The organism is Candidatus Thiodiazotropha sp. AKIB8 (assembly GCF_058244675.1).
The window spans coordinates 142,255-161,765 of the sequence record NZ_JBSYOO010000031.1 but is presented as its reverse complement, the minus strand read 5'-3'; the positions used below and the strand labels follow the sequence as shown (position 1 = coordinate 161,765).

The following is a 19,511-nucleotide window of genomic DNA, read 5'->3' as shown; positions in this document are numbered from 1 at the left end:
TTTGTAACCTACTTTTAGTGTTAACCGGCCCGAATAGGAGTCAGACCGATGTCTATAGATGATCAGGAAAAAACCCAAGATGAGCGCCGGGAATTTTTCCGTATAGACGATTCTCTTCAAGTGAGTTATCGGGTAATTCCCGCATCTGAAATACCCTCCAGTATTGATGAGCAACTGAGGGCAGGTGATAGATTTACTGTGATGACACGTTTACAGGAGATCAGTCAACATCTGTCCGCCTCAATGCATCGAATTGAGCAGCGTGACACTGACATTGCCGACTACCTCAAAGCGCTCGACGAAAAGGTCAATCTGCTGGGTAAAAGCTTTCTGACAGAAGAGCGGGAACTGCTTGATCGACCCTCGCAAAAAGTCAATTTGAGTGCTGGTGGATTGGGTATGGATATCACCGAGCAGGTTGAAGTGGGCTCAATGGTGGAGATCAAGCTGCTGCTGCTACCCTCATACAGCGGTCTTCTGGCCTATGGGGAAGTGGTTGGTATTGTAGCTTCCGAGGGGGATCATCCAGATTATCCCTATCATGTCAGAATCAATTTTTCACTGATCCGCGGGGCAGATCAGGATGCCCTGATTCGACATATCACTCGGCGACAGGGAGAGATGTTGAGACAGCGCCGGGAGATGAAGGAGTCGCAAGAAAATTGATCCTCACTTTGTGGGTCTACCATCTTCATCAATTCTCAGTAAGGTAGCCTGGATTCCGTTGCACTCAATCCAGGCTACAGGCTATTGCGCGCCGTGCAGGAGCTGTACCACCACAAGTGCTCACTTCACGCCGTCCGACTGATCTTTTTAGGTTTAAAGAACCTTGAATAGTAGTCTACTCACCCCAATATGGTAGGATTCCAGAATTCTACGCTGCATAACAGAATGCGGCGACTAAATTCGATGTAATGAGGAGTGCCTGCAATGCCTATCTACGAATATCGCTGTGAGGCCTGTAACCATGAGTTTGAAGCCTTACAGAAGATGAGCGATGAACCGCTGAAGGCGTGTCCTGAATGTAAGCAGGATAGCCTCAAAAAACTGATTTCAGCTGCCGGGTTCCGACTGAAAGGGAGTGGTTGGTACGAGACCGATTTCAAAAGCGGTAGTAAAAAGAATGTTCATGATAGTGGTAAAACTGAAGGAAAATCAAAGGGGTGTGGTGGTGGATCCTGCGGTTGTGGCTAATATCCATTGGCTTTCTGAATGACCTATTTACGCCGTTATTTAGTAGCAGGCCTGCTGATCTGGCTACCCTTGGGCGCGAGTTATTTTGTTGTCAGTCTTCTGGTGGACTGGATGGATCGCAGCCTGTTATTGCTACCAGAGGCCTATCGTCCTGACAGTTTACTGGGTTTCCATATTCCGGGACTCGGTGTGGTGCTCTCTCTACTGATTCTGTTCTTTACAGGCCTGGTGGCAGCAAATCTGTTTGGTCGCCGTTTAGTAAAGCTTTGGGAAGCACTGCTTTCCCATATTCCACTGGTTCGTTCAGTCTACTCAGCTGTCAAACAGTTGGTCGAAACCATGTTTGCTGACAATGGCAAATCGTTTCGCAAAGTGGTGTTGGTAGAGTTTCCCCGCCGTGGACTCTGGACCTTGGCTTTCCTGACCAATGAAGATAGTGGGCCGGTACAAGAGGCCCTCGGGCGCGACATGGTCAGCGTCTATATTCCAACGACACCCAACCCCACAGGTGGATATTTCGTGCTTCTGCCGAAAGAGGAAGTACGGGAGTTGGAGATGAGTGTCGATGACGGATTGAAGATGTTGCTCTCCATGGGAGCAGTCAACTCGACACCTGGGCTTGCAGAGGCGCAACTCAAGCCGTAACATTCCCGCTTTTTAGCGTTTCCAGCGAAATCTCACAGGATAATACCCATGCGCAGTCATTATTGTGGCCAAATCAATAGCTCCCATATCGACCAGGAAGTTGAAATTTGTGGATGGGTGCACCGCCGGCGTGACCACGGAGGCGTGATTTTTATCGATCTGCGTGATCGTGAAGGTCTGGTTCAGGTGGTCTATGATCCCGACTTGCCAGAAGTTTTTTCCCTCGCAGAGCAGGTACGTAATGAGTTTGTGCTACGGGTAAAAGGGCGTGTCAGAGCGAGACCGGAAGGCACAGTCAATAAAGACCTATCGACTGGGGAGATTGAAATTCTGGGTCTTGAGCTGGAAGTGTTGAATCGCTCAGAAACGCCACCATTCCAACTCGAAGAGCATGAGAATGTTTCCGAAGAGATACGTCTGCGCTACCGTTATATCGATCTGCGTCGTCCGGAGATGTTGGAGAAAATCCGCATTCGCTCCCAGGTGACCCGGGTATTACGCCGCTATCTGGATGATCAGGGCTTCATGGACATCGAAACCCCAATGCTGACAAAAGCTACCCCCGAAGGTGCCCGTGATTACCTGGTACCCAGTCGTACCCATCCGGGAGAGTTTTTCGCGCTGCCTCAGTCGCCACAGCTCTTCAAACAGCTGTTGATGATGTCAGGAATGGATCGTTACTATCAGATTGTCCGCTGTTTTCGAGATGAAGACTTACGTGCTGATCGCCAGCCAGAATTCACACAGCTCGATATCGAGACCTCTTTCATGGATGAGGATGAGATTCTGCAGATCAACGAAGAGATGATTCGTCAGCTCTACAAAGAAATTTTGGATGTGGATCTGCCCAACCCCTTTCCTCGCATGACCTACGATGAGGCGATGTCACGATTTGGTTCTGACCGTCCCGATATGCGTGTGCCTATAGAGTTAGTGGATCTGGGTGATCTGATGCAGGATGTGGAGTTCAAAGTGTTCTCCGGCCCGGCCAAAGATCCCAAGGGTCGAGTCGCGGCATTGATGGTGCCTGGTGGCAGTTCACTTAGCCGCAAGAAGATCGATGAGTACACAAAATATGTTGCTATCTACGGTGCCAAAGGTCTGGCCTACATCAAGGTCAACGAATTGGCCAAAGGCATCGAAGGGTTGCAGTCACCGATTCTTAAATTCCTTCCGGATGAGGTGGTGAATGCGATTCTTCAGCGTACCGGAGCAAAAGACGGCGATCTGATCTTCTTTGGCGCCGATTCGGCTCATGTGGTCAATGAAGCTTTGGGTGCGTTGCGTGTCAAAGTGGGTCAGGATATGGATCTGATGCAAGGGGACTGGAGACCGATCTGGGTTGTCGATTTTCCAATGTTCGAATGGGACGAACAGCACAAACGCTGGACTCCGCTGCACCATCCTTTCACCTCACCCAAGTTGGACCAACTCGATCTACTCGATAGTGACCCAGGTAACTGTAAATCACGTGCCTATGACATGGTGATGAATGGGGTTGAGCTGGGAGGTGGTTCCATCCGTATCCATCAGCAGGATGTACAACAGAAGATCTTCCAGCTCTTAGAGATCAGTGACGAGGAAGCCGAAGAGAAGTTCGGTTTTCTCTTGAATGCCCTGAAGTTTGGATGTCCTCCACATGGGGGCCTGGCATTTGGTCTGGATCGTCTGGTTATGCTGCTAACGGGTACAGCCTCCATTCGTGAGGTCATGGCTTTTCCAAAAACCCAGACGGCAGCGTGTATGCTGACTTCAGCACCATCAGAAGTGGCGCCAGAGCAGTTGCGTGAGCTCTCTATTCGTGTGCGTAAACCCACAACAGAAGAGAGCTCGTCTTAAGGCTAGACATCATCTTCGGACTCGTGACACATCACTGAACGATATGAGATCCAGAGCTAACAAACGGCCTGAGTCTGTACTGGTGGTGGTGCATACAGTCTGTGGTGAGGTATTGATGCTGAAGCGGGTTCTGCCGAAGCAGTTCTGGCAGTCTGTCACCGGTAGCTTGGAGTGGGGGGAGTCGGTGAAGCAGGCTGCGCGAAGAGAGTTGTATGAAGAGACAGGTATCATGGCGGGTGATGGCTTGATCGATCTGCAACAGCAGGTGACCTTCCCTATCTTGTCGGCCTGGCGGTCTCGCTATGCACCTTCAGCCCACACCAATACCGAACACTGGTTCTCTTTAATGCTACCTAATCGTCGTCTACCCAGACTACACTCCAGTGAACATAGTGCATACAGATGGGTTTCCTATGAACAGGCCTTGCGTCTGGCTACTTCCTGGACCAATCGCAAGGCCCTGCGATATTTGATGAACAATCGGCAGTGAAGATGTGTGGTGGCATTCTCTACTTGCAGAGAGTCCATTTACCTTCTGTCAGTTCGCGTTTAATTTTTCAATTACCCTCAGCAGCTTCTGTTTGGCCTCTGTCGCTACTTTTTTAGGTTCTTCTGTTGTGCAGTGACCGAGTACGGTTTCAGGATCCATGAAACTGACAACGACTTTACCATTTTCCTGCTCGCGCATTATGAAATTACAGGGTAACAGTGTCCCTGCGTTTGGTTCACTACTCAATACCCTGTCAGCCAATCCCGGATTGCATGCACCAAAAATGTGATAGGCGGGAATATCTTTATCCATTTTGTTTTTGAAGATAGCCTGAACATCCACGTCGCTGACTACTCCCAGATGTTCCTCCATCAAAACATCGCGAACACGCGCCACGGCTTTATCAAAAGAAAGATCTATCTCAGTGTTGAATTCGTACATAGTGCCTCCTGTTAAAAGTTGGCGCATTTCAACAGAGAGAGGGATATCAGGCATTGAATTTCGTCAAAACCACAAAACATTATGTGCAGACTGTGAAGTTCAAAACTTGAGTTATAATTATAAAATTGAAGCGACGTGATGGCAGAGAAGATATGTTCTATATCTTAAATTGTGACTCATTTATCGGGGCGGAATAAGATCTGTCGAGGCTGGGATATGAAGAATAAAGAAAAAAAGCTTAAAAAAACAGGCAAGGAAAAGCTCAAAAAGAAGAATAAAACCTCAGACAACAGCTCAGACAACAACTCAGGGAAGAAAGGTACTGTCATCCTGGAGCTCAAAGGTAAGATCAATACACTGGAAGCGCTACTCAAGAAACGTGATCAAGCCATAGAAAAGTTACAGCAGAAACTGGTTGAATCAAAAAGTAGTAGGGAGAAAAAGCAAAAGAAGCAGAAGTTTGGCAGTGGGGCAGCTAAGTTACTGCGTTCACAACGCTCGAATCGAGTCGGCTTATCACAGCGTGATGCCTGGCGGCGTCATGGTTATTTACGTGATCGTTATGAATACCATCTAGAACATAATGAAGACAAGGGGATTGCACGGCAACTTGCCGGTCAGGACTTGATAGAGAAGTTTGGGGAAGAAGCGGGGTATTCCGAACTGCAATTGGAACAGATTCTCTCCTGAATGGTGTAGTAGGTGGTAGCCAGTTGCAGTGTCGGGTCAATAGTTTACTCAGCAGTGGTTGGGTATGACTTCTCCAGCTGACGATAGACTTCATCGCTGAATTCCGTGCTGTTTGCATCGAGACCATCAAGGATTTCAGCCAGATATTCGTTATCCTCTCGTCCATTCCAGATCTTAATGTAGCTCCCTTCCTTGTAGCCATGATCCTGACGGAAGAAGTTCAACACGTTTTTACCGATATAGGTTTTGAAGAGTTCATCAAAGTTCAGCTCCGCTGCACGCATCATGGTGGCAAAGTGACCTATATCTGCAGATTCGGTCTTGATGCTGGCCATCGCAAGTTGTTCGATGGAGGTTCTGATGTCAACCGGTTCGGTGGTTTGTTCTAACCCCTTCATTGCCTGCTCAGCGGCTTCATCAAGGGTGGCATTGTGCAAGATGAGATCACTTAGAGCGAAGTGCCAGATGTCAACGATCTCCAGATGGACCTGTTGCATATCCGGTTTTTGATGCTTCCACCATTTCCAGCCGTAGTGGTCGAGCATCTCCGCGCACTCGGTCCAGATTGCCCGGTACCAGGGATAGCCGGCGTCTCGCCAATCATCGTTAACCTTACAGTTCATGGCATCCTGGAGTTTGAGCATGGTTAGGATCTTATCTTTCATCTTGGTCTTCACTATCTTCTAAAAATTGATCAAGCAGGGACACTACCGTTTCCACATAATTAGGGCAATGGATTTTGAACAACCCCAGCTCTTTCGCCTGAAGGTACTCAGAACGATTGCTCAGGTCTTTTTGCAACAGTTCCTTGCAGATGTTGCTGCCGTGGCGCTCTATAAAGCGCTCCTGTAGTTGCCGGGTTGCGACATAGGTCTTCTCTTTGGCGTCAACATCTTCACTGGATTTGGGACCCAGCTCCAAACCCACTACCAGTGCAGCACCGGTGAGGGTACCACAAACCTCCCCCATGCGACCTACGCCACCACCAAGACCAGAAGCAAGACGCATCGCCAACCCTTCATCAAGATCATAACGACCTGCAAAGGCGGTCAATACAGCCTGAGAACAGTTGTAGCCGTTACAGAAGCACTGAGTAGCGGCTTTAGCTCTTGTTTCGCTGCTATCGGCCGGTTTTTTTACAGATCGATTGCTGGACATTGCTTCAACCATCTAGGGAAGTGGAAATTTAAACTGTATCAGATTAGACCATAGGTCATTTAACTTTTAGTGTCACAAGCACGACCAGAACATAGGTCATCTTTAGATCTTATTAAACCTCAACAAACATCACCACACCGTAGCCTGGCACGTAATAGCATATGCTAACCGCCCAGAATCACGAACTCCCCTGAGTAGGAAAAAGTCCTACCGAATAGTGGGTGTACGATTTCAAAATCGAGGTGCAGCAGCTTATCTGATATTGCCGTTTCCACAATTGTTGCTCTACCCAGGATCAACCAGTTGGGTATAGGGAGCTTCAGTTTGCCGATTCTTAAAACATATCCCAGTCCTTTATAGACCAAGCTATGGTTATCTTCGAACAGTGCCATGCGGATACCCATTCCATACTTCACGTACTCAATAATCTCATTATCCACCAAATGCTCCATGCGTGATTGAAATATCACCTGAGGTCTATTTGGAAAGTGTAAGGTTCTATACCAGAACATCGCTTTGCTGTTTTTAGTGCTGGTCCAGTTCTTGACGGTTGTGGGTATTTTTTTACCTCGATAGGGGACCAGCGCACCGAATATGCGTCCCGGTAACAGGTAGAGCTTTGCAATAGTGGAGTGATAGACTTCACCCATCTCTCCTCGAAGAATAAGCGTACTATCTTCTCCCGGGGTAATATCGTAGTGCTGTTTGACAATTCCGGACAACGCTTCCCAGTTTGTTCCGAGTGCCTGTTTGATTACCGGTTCCAGTTTCTCTTGTTTCATTTAAAGTTCCCTCTATAGGTTGATGGCAGGTTTAAAAATCATCAAAAAGTAGATGGCAATCATCGCAATGAAGGCAGGAACACCCAACCAAAACCAGATTTGAGCATACTTCTGGTAGCTTTTCCCTAAAGGCAGATTCGCTCTATAAGCTTCAGAAGTCAGGTCTCGCATGCGAATTTGGAGCCAGACAACAGGTAACCAGCAGGCGCCAGCAATGATGTAGAGTAAAATGGTAATCAGCACCCATCCCTGGTTCAGTGGTATGCCTATCATCGACAACAACCAGATGCCCGTAACAGGCTGAATCACTATTGTAGGGGTGGTGAATATCCAGTCGGCGAGGACTACTAATCGATTGGTTTGAACCATTGCAGGCAGGTCTCCTGTTCGATCAGTCAACCACTTATAAAAGGCACTTCCAAGACCCGTTCCAAAAAGAAATGTTGCGCTGAGGATATGTGCCCATTTGATCAATAAATATTCATTCATCACTCTCTCTCCAATGTCATCATGATCAGGATGCTTACGATAAGCGGCAGGTTTTTGCTGATTGGCCCAAATGGGTGGAACCATTGGTCGGGTACGTAGATTGAAATGATCAGGGTATAGAGCACAATCAGTGCTATCTGCAGAACTGCTGTGAGTCGGATTCGATATGTGAATGCTGTGGCAATACCCAAGGCTATATCTATACCGGCTGCACTATAGAGGAACAGCGGGGCGTAACGGTGCTCAATGCCAACCTGAGAAAGTAGGGCGTAACTCGATTCAATGGGAAAAACAAAAGCGGAAAGATAACCAGTGAACAGCCAGACAAATGCAATACTCAAACGTAAAGCTGGTTTCAGGAAATAGAGACCAGCATGCCATTTGTCTGCATCTTCGGCTGGAGATTCCAAGAGTACGCTCTTCATCTCCCTGGGTTGTTTTCCGCACTCGTCAATATAGGGTTTGCACTCTCCAATATTTCCCCGCTGCAACATGCTAATAACCTCCCCATTGAGTGGCGTGTTACCCCAAAAACCAGCCCATTGAGCAAGTGATACTGCATATTTGTAGGGTATGGAGAGATAGTGGGGGGGAGTCAATCCTAACCACAGCCTTAAATCCTCCAAGAGCTTTTTTATCGTGATTCTGGAGGGACCAACCAATACCATTCTTTTCCTGAAACGCCTTTCAGGGTTAATTGATCTGCGTATCAAGTGGATCATGTCATCAATGTGGATCGGTTGTATCTGCTGCTCTCCCTGATCGATCAGGGGCACCAGGGGCAGAGAAGAGACTGCTTTGAAAAATGCCATACTTTTTGCGCCCACCCCATAAACAATGGATGGCATGAGTATCAGCCAGTTGAGATCCAGGGAGGCAAGGTAGTCGTCAGCTGCTTTTTTACTTAAATGGTATTCGCTGAAGGCGCTACGATCAGCGCCCAGGGCTGAGATTTGGATAACCTGCTTCACACCCATTTGAGCGCATGCCCGGAATAGGGCTATTGGTGCCTTGTGGTGCAGTGATGAAAATGTCTGACGCCCACGTTGGCGGATAATGCCAACAGTGTTGATAACCACATCAATGCCTTTTACACGGGGCCGCCATACCCTGGCACTGTGATCAGTGGTGAAGTCGGCCTCTATCAACTCTATTCCGGGGCCTCTTTGTCTGGCGGATTTGATGGATCGTACACAAGCGACGATTTGATGCCCATCTTGATGCAGAGCCTGAACAATATGAGTGCCGATGAACCCATTGGCTCCGGTGATCATGATTCGCATTGGACTCTCCTTGTTAAATGACCGGTTGTTGCCATTGCTACCTAATGGGGTAGAACTGGTGACTTTGTTAATCTCTCTGTCTGGGTTACTGATCTGTTGTGGCGTGAGTGGAGTTAAGAAATGACAAAATGTTTGCAGTGTCAGGAGAGTTGGATGCATCGCTATACTCATATATCAGTAATTTCTGTATAAACAGAAAGTAGTGAAATTATCTGCCTCTGTCAAGAAAGATTGCATCCAGCTGGCGAAGTGCTTGGGAAAATGTCCAGGTTTAAGTTAAATTGCAGCAGGAGTGTTTAGCAGCTTTACCGGACCGGACTTTAAAATGGGGCAGTGCTATTAGAGATTTCAGAGGTCATGATCGCTGTCGCCAGATTGAATCAGACAGATTGAGGCCCCATATAAGATTAGCGAACCCGTTATTTCGGATTAAAGGTAGCTTCCAAATAGAATAGAAAAATGATGAAAATAGAAGGATTTCAACGGCATATCGATAAGCTTAATCTATGGAATCGTGACAATTTCAAAGCTTTCTACTACACATCAGATCTCATCGGTTATCTGAAAGAACCTGTCTGGTCGCAACTGATGAAATGGCCAGACAGCTTTTCAGTGGATGAAGTTGGGCTTCATCTCAATCCTCAATTCAATACTTTCGAATCGAGAACTGAACTACTTGATGAAGTGACCACTGAATTGGTGGATCTGAAGGTAATGACTCACAGGCATGGTGAACGGTATCCCGTCACTTCCAGTGGAAGGGATTCTGCAATTGCTACAATTGATCGTGCGGCAGCTGCTTTTTTCGGTTTGCGGGCCTATGGTCAACATTTAAATGGTTTCATTCGCAGTGCGGATGGCTTGAAACTGTGGATAGCCAGACGGGCTTCAGACCGGAGAATATTCCCTGATCATCTGGATAACATGGTAGCGGGAGGATTACCCCACAACCTGACTATGAGTGAGAATTTGTACAAAGAGTGTAAGGAAGAGGCGGGTGTGCCTTCCTCTATAGTTGATAGAGCGATACCGGTCGGTGCATTGACCTATTGTATAGAAACCGAGGTAGGTCTAAAGCCGGATACACTCTATTGTTATGATCTTGAGTTGCCGGAGGACTTTATTCCTCACAATACAGATGGGGAAGTGGCAGAGTTCACATTGATGTCAGTGGAAGAGGCAGCAGAAAGGGTTGCTGAAACCGATGATTTCAAGCCGAACTGTAATCTTGTTGTGATTGACTTTCTGATTCGTCATGGGATTATAAATCCTGAAACACAGGGATATCTCGAGTTAGTCCACGGATTGCACAAGAAATTATGAGTAAAGGTGGTAAATTCAAGGTGTCCCGTGCTCTTTTGTAGGTGCTACGGAACCCGGTGACTGGAAATTTAGTCCAAAGCATACTCAAAATATAAAAATTGAGTTTGTATAGGTGTTTTCCCTGGGCCTGTGAACACCAACCTAGGTAGGTCCGATCCCGAAATGACCAGGTAGGATGAATGATATATCTTAAAATGAAGCGGTTCTGGTGGTTGATTCTGATTTTTGTGTCAGCACCATTGTGGGCCAATCGACAACCAGTTCCCGTGCAGGAGCTACGTCCTACTGCGGAACAGCAACAGACTGCCAGCGTCATCGTCAAGGTCATTGAAAAGTATCATTACAAAGATACTGCATTGGACGACGCGATGTCTGAAATGATTCTGAAGCGCTTCTACGGTGCTCTTGATCCCAACCGTTCTTTCTTTCTGGCAGCAGATATCGTCCACTTTTCGAGCTATCGGGACAAACTGGATGACTACCTGAAAAACGCCCGGATAGAGCCTGCATTCGAGATTTTTCGTCTCTATCGTCAGCGAGTGAGTGAGGCGATAGGGCACGCATTGAAACTGCTTGAAGATGATTTCGATTTTACCATTGACGAGATCTATGTCTTCGAAAGGGAAGAGCTGCCATGGGCCCAGACCCGTACAGAGTTGAATGATATCTGGCGTCGTAGGGTAAAAAACGATTTTCTTAATCTGCGCTTGATGGATAAACAGGACAAAGAGATCAAAAAGACACTCAAAGCACGCTATGAGCGTCTGCTCTCGAGAGTGGAGCAGTTTGATAATAATGATGTTTTTCAGACATTTATCAATGCCTATACATTGAGCCTGGAACCCCATACCAGCTATATGTCACCCAGTACATCCGAGAATTTTGATATCAGTATGAGGCTCTCTCTGGAAGGTATTGGAGCTGTCCTGAAAGACGAGGATGGCTATACCGTGGTGCAGAAAACCATTGTAGGTGGGCCTGCGGAGCAGAGTGATCTGCTCCATGCCGGTGACAAAATTGTCGGCGTTGGACAGGGCCTCGAGGGTGAGATAATGGATATTATCGGCTGGCGTCTACAGGATGTTGTCGAACAGATTCGTGGTCCCAAGGGTTCAGTTGTGCAGCTTGATGTGTTGGAGAAGGGAGAGGGCTCGAATCGAAAAACCATCACCCTGGTGCGAAACAAAATCAAATTGGAGGAGCAAGCCGCTAAGAGTTATGTCATCGATAAACTGGATGGCATGGAAAAATACCGCATTGGGGTTGTTGAAGTACCCACTTTTTATCGGGATTTTGCAGCTGAGTCACGGGGTGAAGCTGATTTTCGCAGCACTACTCGTGATGTGAGGAATCTGCTGGTCAACCTGAAAAAAGAGCATGTCGACGGTATCGTGATCGATCTACGGGAGAATGGAGGGGGGTCACTCTCCGAGGCGACAGAACTAACAGGTCTGTTCATAGATTCCGGTCCTGTAGTGCAGATCAAAGATGCCTTCGGAAAGATCGAAGTTGAGCAGGATCCGGATCAATCCATTGCTTACGAAGGTCCCCTGGCTGTATTGGTGGATCGCAACAGCGCTTCAGCATCAGAAATCTTCGCCGGGGCAATCCAGGATTATAAACGAGGTATTGTCATTGGTGAGCCAACCTTCGGCAAAGGTACTGTGCAGACTCTGGTGGATCTGGGGCGATTTGTACCTGGACGTAAAAAGGATCTTGGGCGACTTCGTCTGACCATGGCTCAATTTTTCAGAATAAATGGAGGCAGCACGCAGCATCGTGGTGTGGTTCCCGATATTCAGTTCCCTACAGCAAAATATTCAGATGAATATGGTGAGAGGTCACTGGAAAATGCCTTACCCTGGGCTCAGATAAGGCCTGCCAACTTTATAACCAAGGGTCAATACACTGTCTCTGAACTGATTGGCACTCATCTGACACGTGTTAAGACGGATGCGGGTTTTGAAATGTTAGTGGATCAGGAAAAACGATTTCTCGAACTTGATAAACGTACAGAAGTCAGTTTGCTTGAAAAACAGCGTCGTAATGAATGGCAGGAGAGGGAGCATGAACGGCTGCTGCACAAAAACCGTTTTCGTGCTTCACAAGGTTTGACTGCAATCAAGGATGCAGACCAGAAAGATTTAGATGATGACCCAGATGAAAAGGAGACTGAGGCTACCAGCCGTATCGAATTGAATGAAGCAGCACGCATTCTTATGGACTCGATACGTGTCGCAGAACCAATGGCAGTGATGCGATAAGCCCTAGTGTGGTGTAACGTATAAACTGTACCAATCAAGAGCCATATCCCAGATCGATTAGCAGATGGGATATGGCTGTGTCTTATTGGCCTAATTTTTTTAGACATGGTTATACCGATCTATCGCCAAGCTACTATACGTCTCCATGGCAAGGTATAATCTCCGCCTTTTATGTCCAATGCTCAATATCATCCATGCCCCTTTAGGGATTGACCCGGTTTGTACTCAACACTTGAAAATCGTTTAAAACGTCTACACCAAGCGAATCAACTCGAGCTTATGAGAGGGGGATTGATTGGTCTGGAAAAAGAGGGACTGCGTGTTTCACCCCAAGGTTCTATTTCAAACCTGCCTCATCCTGAGGCATTGGGCTCCCCTCTTACCAATCGTTACATCACCACTGATTACTCAGAAGCCTTGACCGAGATTATTACGCCGCCCTCTGCAGATCGTAATGAACCACTGAAATTTCTCTTCGAAGCACACCGCTTTCTCTACCAACATCTGGATGAAGAGATTCTCTGGTCAACCAGTATGCCTTGTGTTGTCGAGGATGATGAGCGCATTCCCATCGCTAACTACGGGTCTTCAAATGCAGGGATGATGAAGACTGTATATCGACGTGGTTTAGGGCATAGATATGGTCGGGTTATGCAGGTGATTGCCGGGGTGCATTTCAACTACTCACTACCCCAGGATTTTTGGTGGGTATATCAGCAGCTTGAAGGTGATAAAGGGGATACCCAGGCCTTTATTTCAGATTCCTATTTCGCAATGCTCAGAAACTTACAGCGTCTGGGCTGGTTGATACCCTATCTGTTCGGCGCATCCCCCGCAGTGTGCAAGTCCTTTCTGGGTGGTCGTCCAACGACACTGGAATCCTTTGATGAATATACCTACTTTTCACCCTATGCCACCTCTTTGCGTATGGGGGATATCGGTTATCAGAACAGTAAGGAGCAGGGTACAGGCATCAAAGCTTGTTACGACTGTTTAGATGCCTATATAGAGACGCTTTCCCGTGCCATTGAGACACCTTGTCCAATCTACAAAGCAATGGGGGTGAAAGTTGATGGACGTTACGAACAACTTAATGCCAACATCCTTCAGATAGAGAATGAGTACTACAGTACAGTGCGGCCGAAGCAGATCCCTGAATTGATGGAAAAACCGATACATGCTCTGCAGCGACGCGGTGTGCGCTATGTTGAACTGAGATCCCTGGATGTGAATGCATTCCATCCACTGGGAATTGCCGAGGAGCAGGTTTATTTTATTGAGGCTTTGATGCTGTTTTGTCTGCTCAGTGAAAGCCCCTCGATAAATGTTTCTGAACAGAAAACAATAGACTGGAATGAGCTGGCGGCAGCGCACCAGGGTAGGAAGCCAGGACTGGAACTGCAAAGGAGAGGGAAAAAGATATCGTTACGTGATTGGGGACTGGAGATCTGTGAAGCCATGTTACCCATTTGCGAGACTCTCGAGACGGGTATGCCCGGACAACCCTATACCCGGAGTCTTCTTCTACAGAAGAGTCGACTAGAAGATCCGGAGATGACCCCCTCAGCTCGAATGCTGAGTGAAATGAGAGAAAGAGGAGAGGGCTTTTATCATTTCGCCAAGCGTATGTCGCAACAACATCGTCACGACTTCAGTCAGCAGGCTGGTTCTAATGAAGATCAGAGCCTGTTAAGTCAGGAAGCTATAGATTCCTGGCGGCGGCAGAAAGAGTTAGAAGCCTCTGATACACTCAGTTTTGACGAGTTTCTGGAGCGCTATTTTGCACAGCAGATAGATAGACCTTCTGTTGAAGCAGTTTACGACAAGAACATCTCCATGAGCTGACTATATTCTCTGAATAAGAGAGAAGTACAATTTACACAAATTCCTGTGCTGTGATTTGTTGAAATGAGCCAGGTAAAAAAGCATGAGGATAAAAAAATGGAGGATCAACAAGAGCCTGGATGGGGGTTCTCTACGCTAGCTATTCGTAGCGGACATCATAGGACGCCTGAAGGTGAACATGGTGAACCAATATTTCCTACCTCCAGTTTTGTTTTCGGAAGTGCTGCTGAAGCTGCAGCCCGCTTCAGTGGTGATGAGCCAGGGAACATCTATGCCAGATTCACCAATCCTACAGTCAGGAATTTTGAGGAGCGGCTTGCGGCACTAGAGGGTGGAGAGCGCTGTGTTGCCACCGCATCTGGCATGTCAGCTATTTTCGCCATCTGTATGGGATTACTCCAGGCAGGTGATCATCTCATATCATCACGCAGTATTTTCGGAACAACCTCCATACTGTTTGAGAAATATCTAACCCGCTTCGGAATCGAGACCTCCTTTGTCGAACTCAACGACCTCGCTGCCTGGGAAGCGGAAATTCGTCCGACAACCAAGCTTCTGTTTCTGGAAACCCCCTCGAATCCACTCACCGAAGTGGCTGATATCAGAAAAATCAGTGAACTGGCCCATGCACATCAGGCGTTACTGGTGGTGGATAACTGTTTTTGCACCCCTGCGCTACAGCGACCTCTGAGTCTGGGCGCTGATATTGTTGTCCATTCCGCCACAAAGTATCTTGATGGGCAGGGGCGCTGTGTGGGTGGCGCAGTGGTTGGTAGTCATGAAGTTGTAGGGGAGGCGGTATTCGGAGTGTTGAGAACTGCAGGCCCAACATTGAGCCCTTTCAACGCCTGGGTGTTTCTCAAGGGATTGGAAACCCTTGAAATACGCATGCAGGCTCATTCCAGAAACGCTCAGCAGTTGGCTGAATGGCTACAGCAGCACGCCAGTATTGAACGGGTCTATTTTCCAGGTTTGCCCAGCCATCCACAATATAACCTGGCGAAACAGCAGCAGAGCGCACCTGGCAGTATTGTGGCCTTTGATGTTAAAGGAGGGCAAACCGCAGCCTGGACATTGATTGATTCAACCCGCTTGATATCAATTACCGCCAACCTGGGTGATACAAAAACCACGATTACCCATCCCGCCACTACTACCCATGGTCGTTTGAGTCCGGAAGAGCGAACCAAAGTCGGTATAGGCAATGGCTTGGTGCGTGTTGCTGTTGGTCTGGAAAATATCGAAGATATCAAGCGCGATCTGGCCCGTGGCCTGGATAGGCTTTGAGCGATCAGAACAACGAAGAAAATGAGCAGCTTCGTGCTATGTGGGATGAGCGCTATAGCGATCAGGAGAAAATAGCCCGACCAGCCGAGGTAGTGCTAAGCAATTCGCACCTGTTGCCATCAAATGGAACTGCGCTCGATCTTGCATGTGGTTTAGGCGGCAATGCAGTACATTTAGCTGCATTGGGGCTGGATGTGGTTGCTTGGGATCTTTCTCCAGTTGCCATACAGCGTCTGCAGCAACTTGCAAATGAGAAAAACCTGCCAAACCTGAAAGCCGAAGTGCGAGATGTTGAACACAATCCCCCATCAGGGAATCAGTTTGATGTGATCGTAGTCAGCTACTTCCTCGAACGCAGCTTGATCGCATCACTGATCAACGCCTTGAAACCAGGCGGCCTGATCTATTATCAAACCTTCATTCGTGATGCCGTATCAGCGGAAGGGCCTAAAAACAGCAGTTTTCGCTTGGCTGACCAGGAACTGCTGAGACTGTTCAATAAGCTAAAAATACGCTTCTATAGAGAAGAGGGAAGGCTGGGTGATCTCTCCAGGGGAACCCGTGATGTTGCGATGTTGGTAGCTGAAAAATGACAGGCAGTGATCTCCCGTCAGCTAAAAACTAACCTATTATCAAGCTTTTTAGTTTTACCAGATGTCAGTTGTTTGGCTAGTAGTGGGCCGGTTGAGGGTTACCGAACTTACCACGCGGCCCATTAGAGCAAGGATTCATGCTTCAAAGCCTCACAGAGTTTTTTATAATGCAGAGTGCTGGCACTGCCGATTGAGAGAGTCAGTGTGGATTGGCATTGTTATGGCTTTTTTTCATATATAGCAGCTCAAAGCCTTGATCCGTGATTTCATTTCTAATAATTTGGTATCCCAGTTTTTTATATAGATGAATATTCCTAAATTTTTCCCTTTAACAAGACTTTAAGAAAGGTTTTTTTTAGAACTCATTCCTGATTGACTCCAAGCTTTAGGTTAAAGGTGGTAGTTGGTAATTATTGTAAATCTTTGCTTGGTCAAGAAAAGCGGTCTTTTGTATATTGAGAATAGTATCTGCATCTTCAATTGATGCCGTCTCGATTTTTATGTTATCTACAATCATTCTTTAATGCCATAATCTACGCTTCAAGAATAGGTATATAACCTATTCTTACATTGAGATTTTAAAACAATATACAGGATATCCCTAGCTAGTATAGGTTGCATTTCTCGTGTCTAATGAAAGTGCAAATGGATTTGATGTATATGGAATATGTATCAATAACTTCGTACTTAATTAAGGAAATTACAAACATGGATGCTATGAATGGAACTCAATTATCAAGCTGCTCTCAGGCTTCAAACTCAAACTTCTCCTGTGGATGCGTTAACCCAAGTGTACAGAATAATGCTGATGGATCATCAATCGAAAGGTCAAACGGACAAACGACCTTTAATGGAAGTGATGGGGATGATTGCATAAATGCACATGTTAATTGTGACGGATCAACGGATGTTACCTTCAATGGAAATACGTATCACTTCACGGCTGAAGAGTCACAAAATCTTGTAATCAATGGTGGTTGTGGGGACGATAATATTTCGGTTACCGGTCATCAACTACACGGCCCTGAAAACAATCTTACTCTTAAAGGTGGGAATGGAGACGACAACATTCAAGGTGGATCAGGTAGCGAAAAGATCTTTGGTGGCAGTGGTGATGATGTTATCTCAGCAGGTGCAGGGAACGATGAGGTTCATGCAGGATCTGGCGATGACGTTGTTGATGGTGGCGCTGGTAATGACTGGCTCGGTGGGAATAGTGGTAATGACAGGATGAGCGGTGGTAGCGGTAACGATAAGGTAAGTGGTGGTACTGGCAATGATTGCCTCGAAGGAAACTCAGGAGATGACCACTTACATGGCGGCGCAGGTTCTGACTACCTTGATGGTGGAAGCGGTGACGATCTTATCGGTGGAGGAGGTGGCGATTACACTGATGTACTTATCGGTGGCTCCGGCGATGATAGTTTGGTGGGCCAAGGTGGCGACGATATCGTCAGAGGTGGCTCAGGCGATGACTATATTGATGCCAGGGAGGGATCGGATGATGTCGATGGCGGCACGGGTTGTGACAGAATAATTCGTGAGCCAAACTGTAACGAACTTGATGCTGGGAATGGCAATGATGCACAACAGGATTCAGGTAGTTCCATACCGTCATTCTTAGATCCGCTGGGATTGCTCGGTGGAGGCGGCCCTAATCTGTCAGGAGGCGGTGGTTTTCCTCTCAATTTGATATCTTTTAAGTAAAACCTGCTAGGGCAGGTCACAGTAGTGGCCTTGCCCATTCAGTTAGAGACTAATTAAAAATCTGTCTGGCAGGTAAAACAGCTCACTATTTTATAGTAAGTCTTTAACAACTGATATCACTGAAGGATCGTAATATATATCCGTGTCTTCAGTATTTTCCGTGGTTTATCATCTAAGTTTTCTTCCATTCGTAGTAAGTACTAATTTTGAACTCACAAAACGTGAGGTATAGGAGAACGAGTCGTACATCCAGATCCTTTTCTTTTTTATCCGGACACCCATTCCTGATTTAAAAAATCCACACAGAATAGCAATCTTCATTTACCATCTGTTATCAAGGAGCGATACGATGCCCAAACCAAGGAAAGTCCAGATTCTGCTGGAAGAAACCCCCTACTACCACTGTGTCTCCCGCTGCGTACGCCGTGCCTTTCTCTGTGGCGTGGATTCGCTTACCGGAAAAAGCTATGAACATCGGCGACAATGGATCGTCGATCGCATAATGCTTTTGACGGATATCTTCGCCATCGACACCTGTGCATACACCGTGATGCACAATCACTACCACGTCATACTCCATGTGGACTCCGAGCGAGCTGCAGAGTGGAGTGAACGGGCGGTCATCGAGCGCTGGGAACGCCTCTTTTCCCTCCCTGTGATCGTCCAACGCTATCTTGCCAAAGAGACACTCACTCAGGCAGAGCGGGACTCGGTATCAGAGCTGATCACGAAATGGCGACGACGCCTGCACAGCATAAGTTGGTTCATGCGCTGTCTCAATGAACCGATTGCCAGAAAGGCCAACCAAGAGGATGAGTGTACTGGTCGCTATTGGGAAGGTCGCTATAAATCCCAGGCCCTGTTGGATGAAAAGGCTCTGGCAACCTGTATGGCCTATGTGGATCTCAATCCGGTGAGAGCAGGAGTAGCGGATACACCCGAACAGTCCGAGCATATATCCATCAAAGAGCGAGCCCTGAAATTGAAACAACATCCCGATGATTCAGGCGAACCTGAAACACCAAGTGGGCTATTTCCATTTGTCGGCGATCCACGTCAGGATATGCCCAAAGGATTACCGTTTCGCCTAAAGGACTATCTCGAACTGGTCGACTGGACGGGTCGCGCCATTCTGGAAAACAAACGTGGCTTTATTGCTGAAAATCAACCACCGATTCTAGAAAGATTACAGATCGACGCCAAGCATTGGCTTTATATGACACAGAATTTCGAAAGTCGCTTCAAGGGACTGGTGGGTATGAGTTACTCACTCAAAGCCGTTTGCCGAAAACTGGGTTATCGGCGAACGCCGAATCTTGGGGCAGTGCAGTCGCTGCTTACCTAAAAAAGACTCTCATCGTTCAACAAAGTATAAGATCAGCAAACGCTGAGAGTCCTATGCGCCTAACGTTGAGAATTTAACGAAGTTCAGTATAGATTCTTTCCATAATTCAATAATATCTCCTTTGAAATTCACCAAT

General features: G+C 47.1%; 19 protein-coding genes. 13 read left to right on the top strand and 6 right to left on the bottom strand.

The window, feature by feature from the left end; genetic code table 11:
• Positions 1–48: 48 nt before the first annotated feature.
• From AC4IFB_RS09630 to nudB, 5 genes are all read left to right on the top strand, one after another.
• On the top strand, positions 49–666 hold the full coding sequence (locus AC4IFB_RS09630; protein ID WP_490776269.1) for a PilZ domain-containing protein: 618 nt from the start codon (positions 49–51) through the stop codon (positions 664–666).
• Between the two features lie 264 nt (positions 667–930).
• A complete protein-coding gene (locus AC4IFB_RS09625; protein WP_490776268.1) occupies positions 931–1,194 on the top strand; it encodes an FmdB family zinc ribbon protein in 264 nt (87 codons plus the stop codon).
• An 18-nt stretch (positions 1,195–1,212) separates the two neighbouring features.
• Entirely contained in the window at positions 1,213–1,839 is a 627-nt protein-coding gene (locus tag AC4IFB_RS09620) for a DUF502 domain-containing protein (RefSeq protein WP_490776267.1), read from the top strand.
• A 48-nt stretch (positions 1,840–1,887) separates the two neighbouring features.
• The gene (aspS, locus tag AC4IFB_RS09615) at positions 1,888–3,678 is read left to right on the top strand and encodes an aspartate--tRNA ligase (protein ID WP_490780041.1); all 1,791 of its coding nucleotides are present in this window, start codon (positions 1,888–1,890) and stop codon (positions 3,676–3,678) included.
• Positions 3,679–3,721: 43 nt separating this feature from the next.
• Positions 3,722–4,168 (top strand): dihydroneopterin triphosphate diphosphatase, encoded by a 447-nt coding sequence (gene nudB / locus AC4IFB_RS09610; RefSeq protein WP_490776265.1) that lies wholly within the window; start codon positions 3,722–3,724, stop codon positions 4,166–4,168.
• 48 nt (positions 4,169–4,216) lie between these two features.
• Here nudB and AC4IFB_RS09605 read toward each other — a convergent pair whose 3' ends face one another.
• Entirely contained in the window at positions 4,217–4,609 is a 393-nt protein-coding gene (locus tag AC4IFB_RS09605) for a DUF302 domain-containing protein (protein ID WP_490776264.1), read from the bottom strand.
• A gap of 216 nt (positions 4,610–4,825) precedes the next feature.
• Between AC4IFB_RS09605 and AC4IFB_RS09600 the strand changes: the two genes are divergently transcribed.
• Positions 4,826–5,299: a hypothetical protein gene (locus AC4IFB_RS09600; protein WP_490776263.1), complete on the top strand. Its 474-nt coding sequence runs from the start codon at positions 4,826–4,828 to the stop codon at positions 5,297–5,299.
• A 44-nt stretch (positions 5,300–5,343) separates the two neighbouring features.
• Here AC4IFB_RS09600 and AC4IFB_RS09595 read toward each other — a convergent pair whose 3' ends face one another.
• The 5 genes from AC4IFB_RS09595 to AC4IFB_RS09575 all read right to left on the bottom strand — a co-directional run bounded on the left by AC4IFB_RS09595 (position 5,344) and on the right by AC4IFB_RS09575 (position 9,011).
• Positions 5,344–5,964, bottom strand: a complete 621-nt coding sequence (locus AC4IFB_RS09595; protein ID WP_490776262.1) for a dUTP diphosphatase — start codon at positions 5,962–5,964, stop codon at positions 5,344–5,346.
• Entirely contained in the window at positions 5,954–6,457 is a 504-nt protein-coding gene (locus AC4IFB_RS09590) for a C-GCAxxG-C-C family protein (protein ID WP_490780040.1), read from the bottom strand. The genes AC4IFB_RS09595 and AC4IFB_RS09590 overlap by 11 nt, the downstream gene beginning before the upstream one ends.
• A gap of 164 nt (positions 6,458–6,621) precedes the next feature.
• A complete protein-coding gene (locus AC4IFB_RS09585) occupies positions 6,622–7,239 on the bottom strand; it encodes a DUF4166 domain-containing protein (RefSeq protein ID WP_490780039.1) in 618 nt (205 codons plus the stop codon).
• Between the two features lie 12 nt (positions 7,240–7,251).
• Positions 7,252–7,728: a DUF2269 family protein gene (locus AC4IFB_RS09580; RefSeq protein ID WP_490776259.1), complete on the bottom strand. Its 477-nt coding sequence runs from the start codon at positions 7,726–7,728 to the stop codon at positions 7,252–7,254.
• Complete coding sequence (locus tag AC4IFB_RS09575; protein ID WP_490780038.1) at positions 7,728–9,011, bottom strand: SDR family oxidoreductase; 1,284 nt, start codon at positions 9,009–9,011, stop codon at positions 7,728–7,730. Before AC4IFB_RS09575 ends, AC4IFB_RS09580 begins: the two co-directional genes overlap by 1 nt.
• A 459-nt stretch (positions 9,012–9,470) precedes the next feature.
• Here AC4IFB_RS09575 and AC4IFB_RS09570 point away from each other — a divergent pair, with 459 nt between their 5' ends.
• From AC4IFB_RS09570 to AC4IFB_RS09540, 7 genes are all read left to right on the top strand, one after another.
• Positions 9,471–10,334: an NUDIX hydrolase gene (locus AC4IFB_RS09570; RefSeq protein WP_490780037.1), complete on the top strand. Its 864-nt coding sequence runs from the start codon at positions 9,471–9,473 to the stop codon at positions 10,332–10,334.
• A gap of 179 nt (positions 10,335–10,513) precedes the next feature.
• The gene (locus AC4IFB_RS09565) at positions 10,514–12,598 is read left to right on the top strand and encodes a carboxy terminal-processing peptidase (protein ID WP_490780036.1); all 2,085 of its coding nucleotides are present in this window, start codon (positions 10,514–10,516) and stop codon (positions 12,596–12,598) included.
• Positions 12,599–12,817: 219 nt separating this feature from the next.
• Positions 12,818–14,443 (top strand): glutamate--cysteine ligase, encoded by a 1,626-nt coding sequence (gshA, locus tag AC4IFB_RS09560; protein WP_490776255.1) that lies wholly within the window; start codon positions 12,818–12,820, stop codon positions 14,441–14,443.
• Between the two features lie 63 nt (positions 14,444–14,506).
• Positions 14,507–15,730 carry an O-succinylhomoserine sulfhydrylase gene (locus AC4IFB_RS09555; protein WP_490780035.1) on the top strand — a complete coding sequence of 408 codons (1,224 nt, stop codon included), beginning with the start codon at positions 14,507–14,509 and terminating at the stop codon, positions 15,728–15,730.
• On the top strand, positions 15,727–16,323 hold the full coding sequence (locus AC4IFB_RS09550) for a class I SAM-dependent methyltransferase (RefSeq protein ID WP_490780034.1): 597 nt from the start codon (positions 15,727–15,729) through the stop codon (positions 16,321–16,323). The genes AC4IFB_RS09555 and AC4IFB_RS09550 overlap by 4 nt, the downstream gene beginning before the upstream one ends.
• Positions 16,324–17,031: 708 nt before the next feature.
• Positions 17,032–18,030 carry a calcium-binding protein gene (locus tag AC4IFB_RS09545; protein WP_490776251.1) on the top strand — a complete coding sequence of 333 codons (999 nt, stop codon included), beginning with the start codon at positions 17,032–17,034 and terminating at the stop codon, positions 18,028–18,030.
• 349 nt (positions 18,031–18,379) lie between these two features.
• Entirely contained in the window at positions 18,380–19,375 is a 996-nt protein-coding gene (locus AC4IFB_RS09540; RefSeq protein ID WP_490780033.1) for a transposase, read from the top strand.
• Positions 19,376–19,511: the final 136 nt, after the last annotated feature.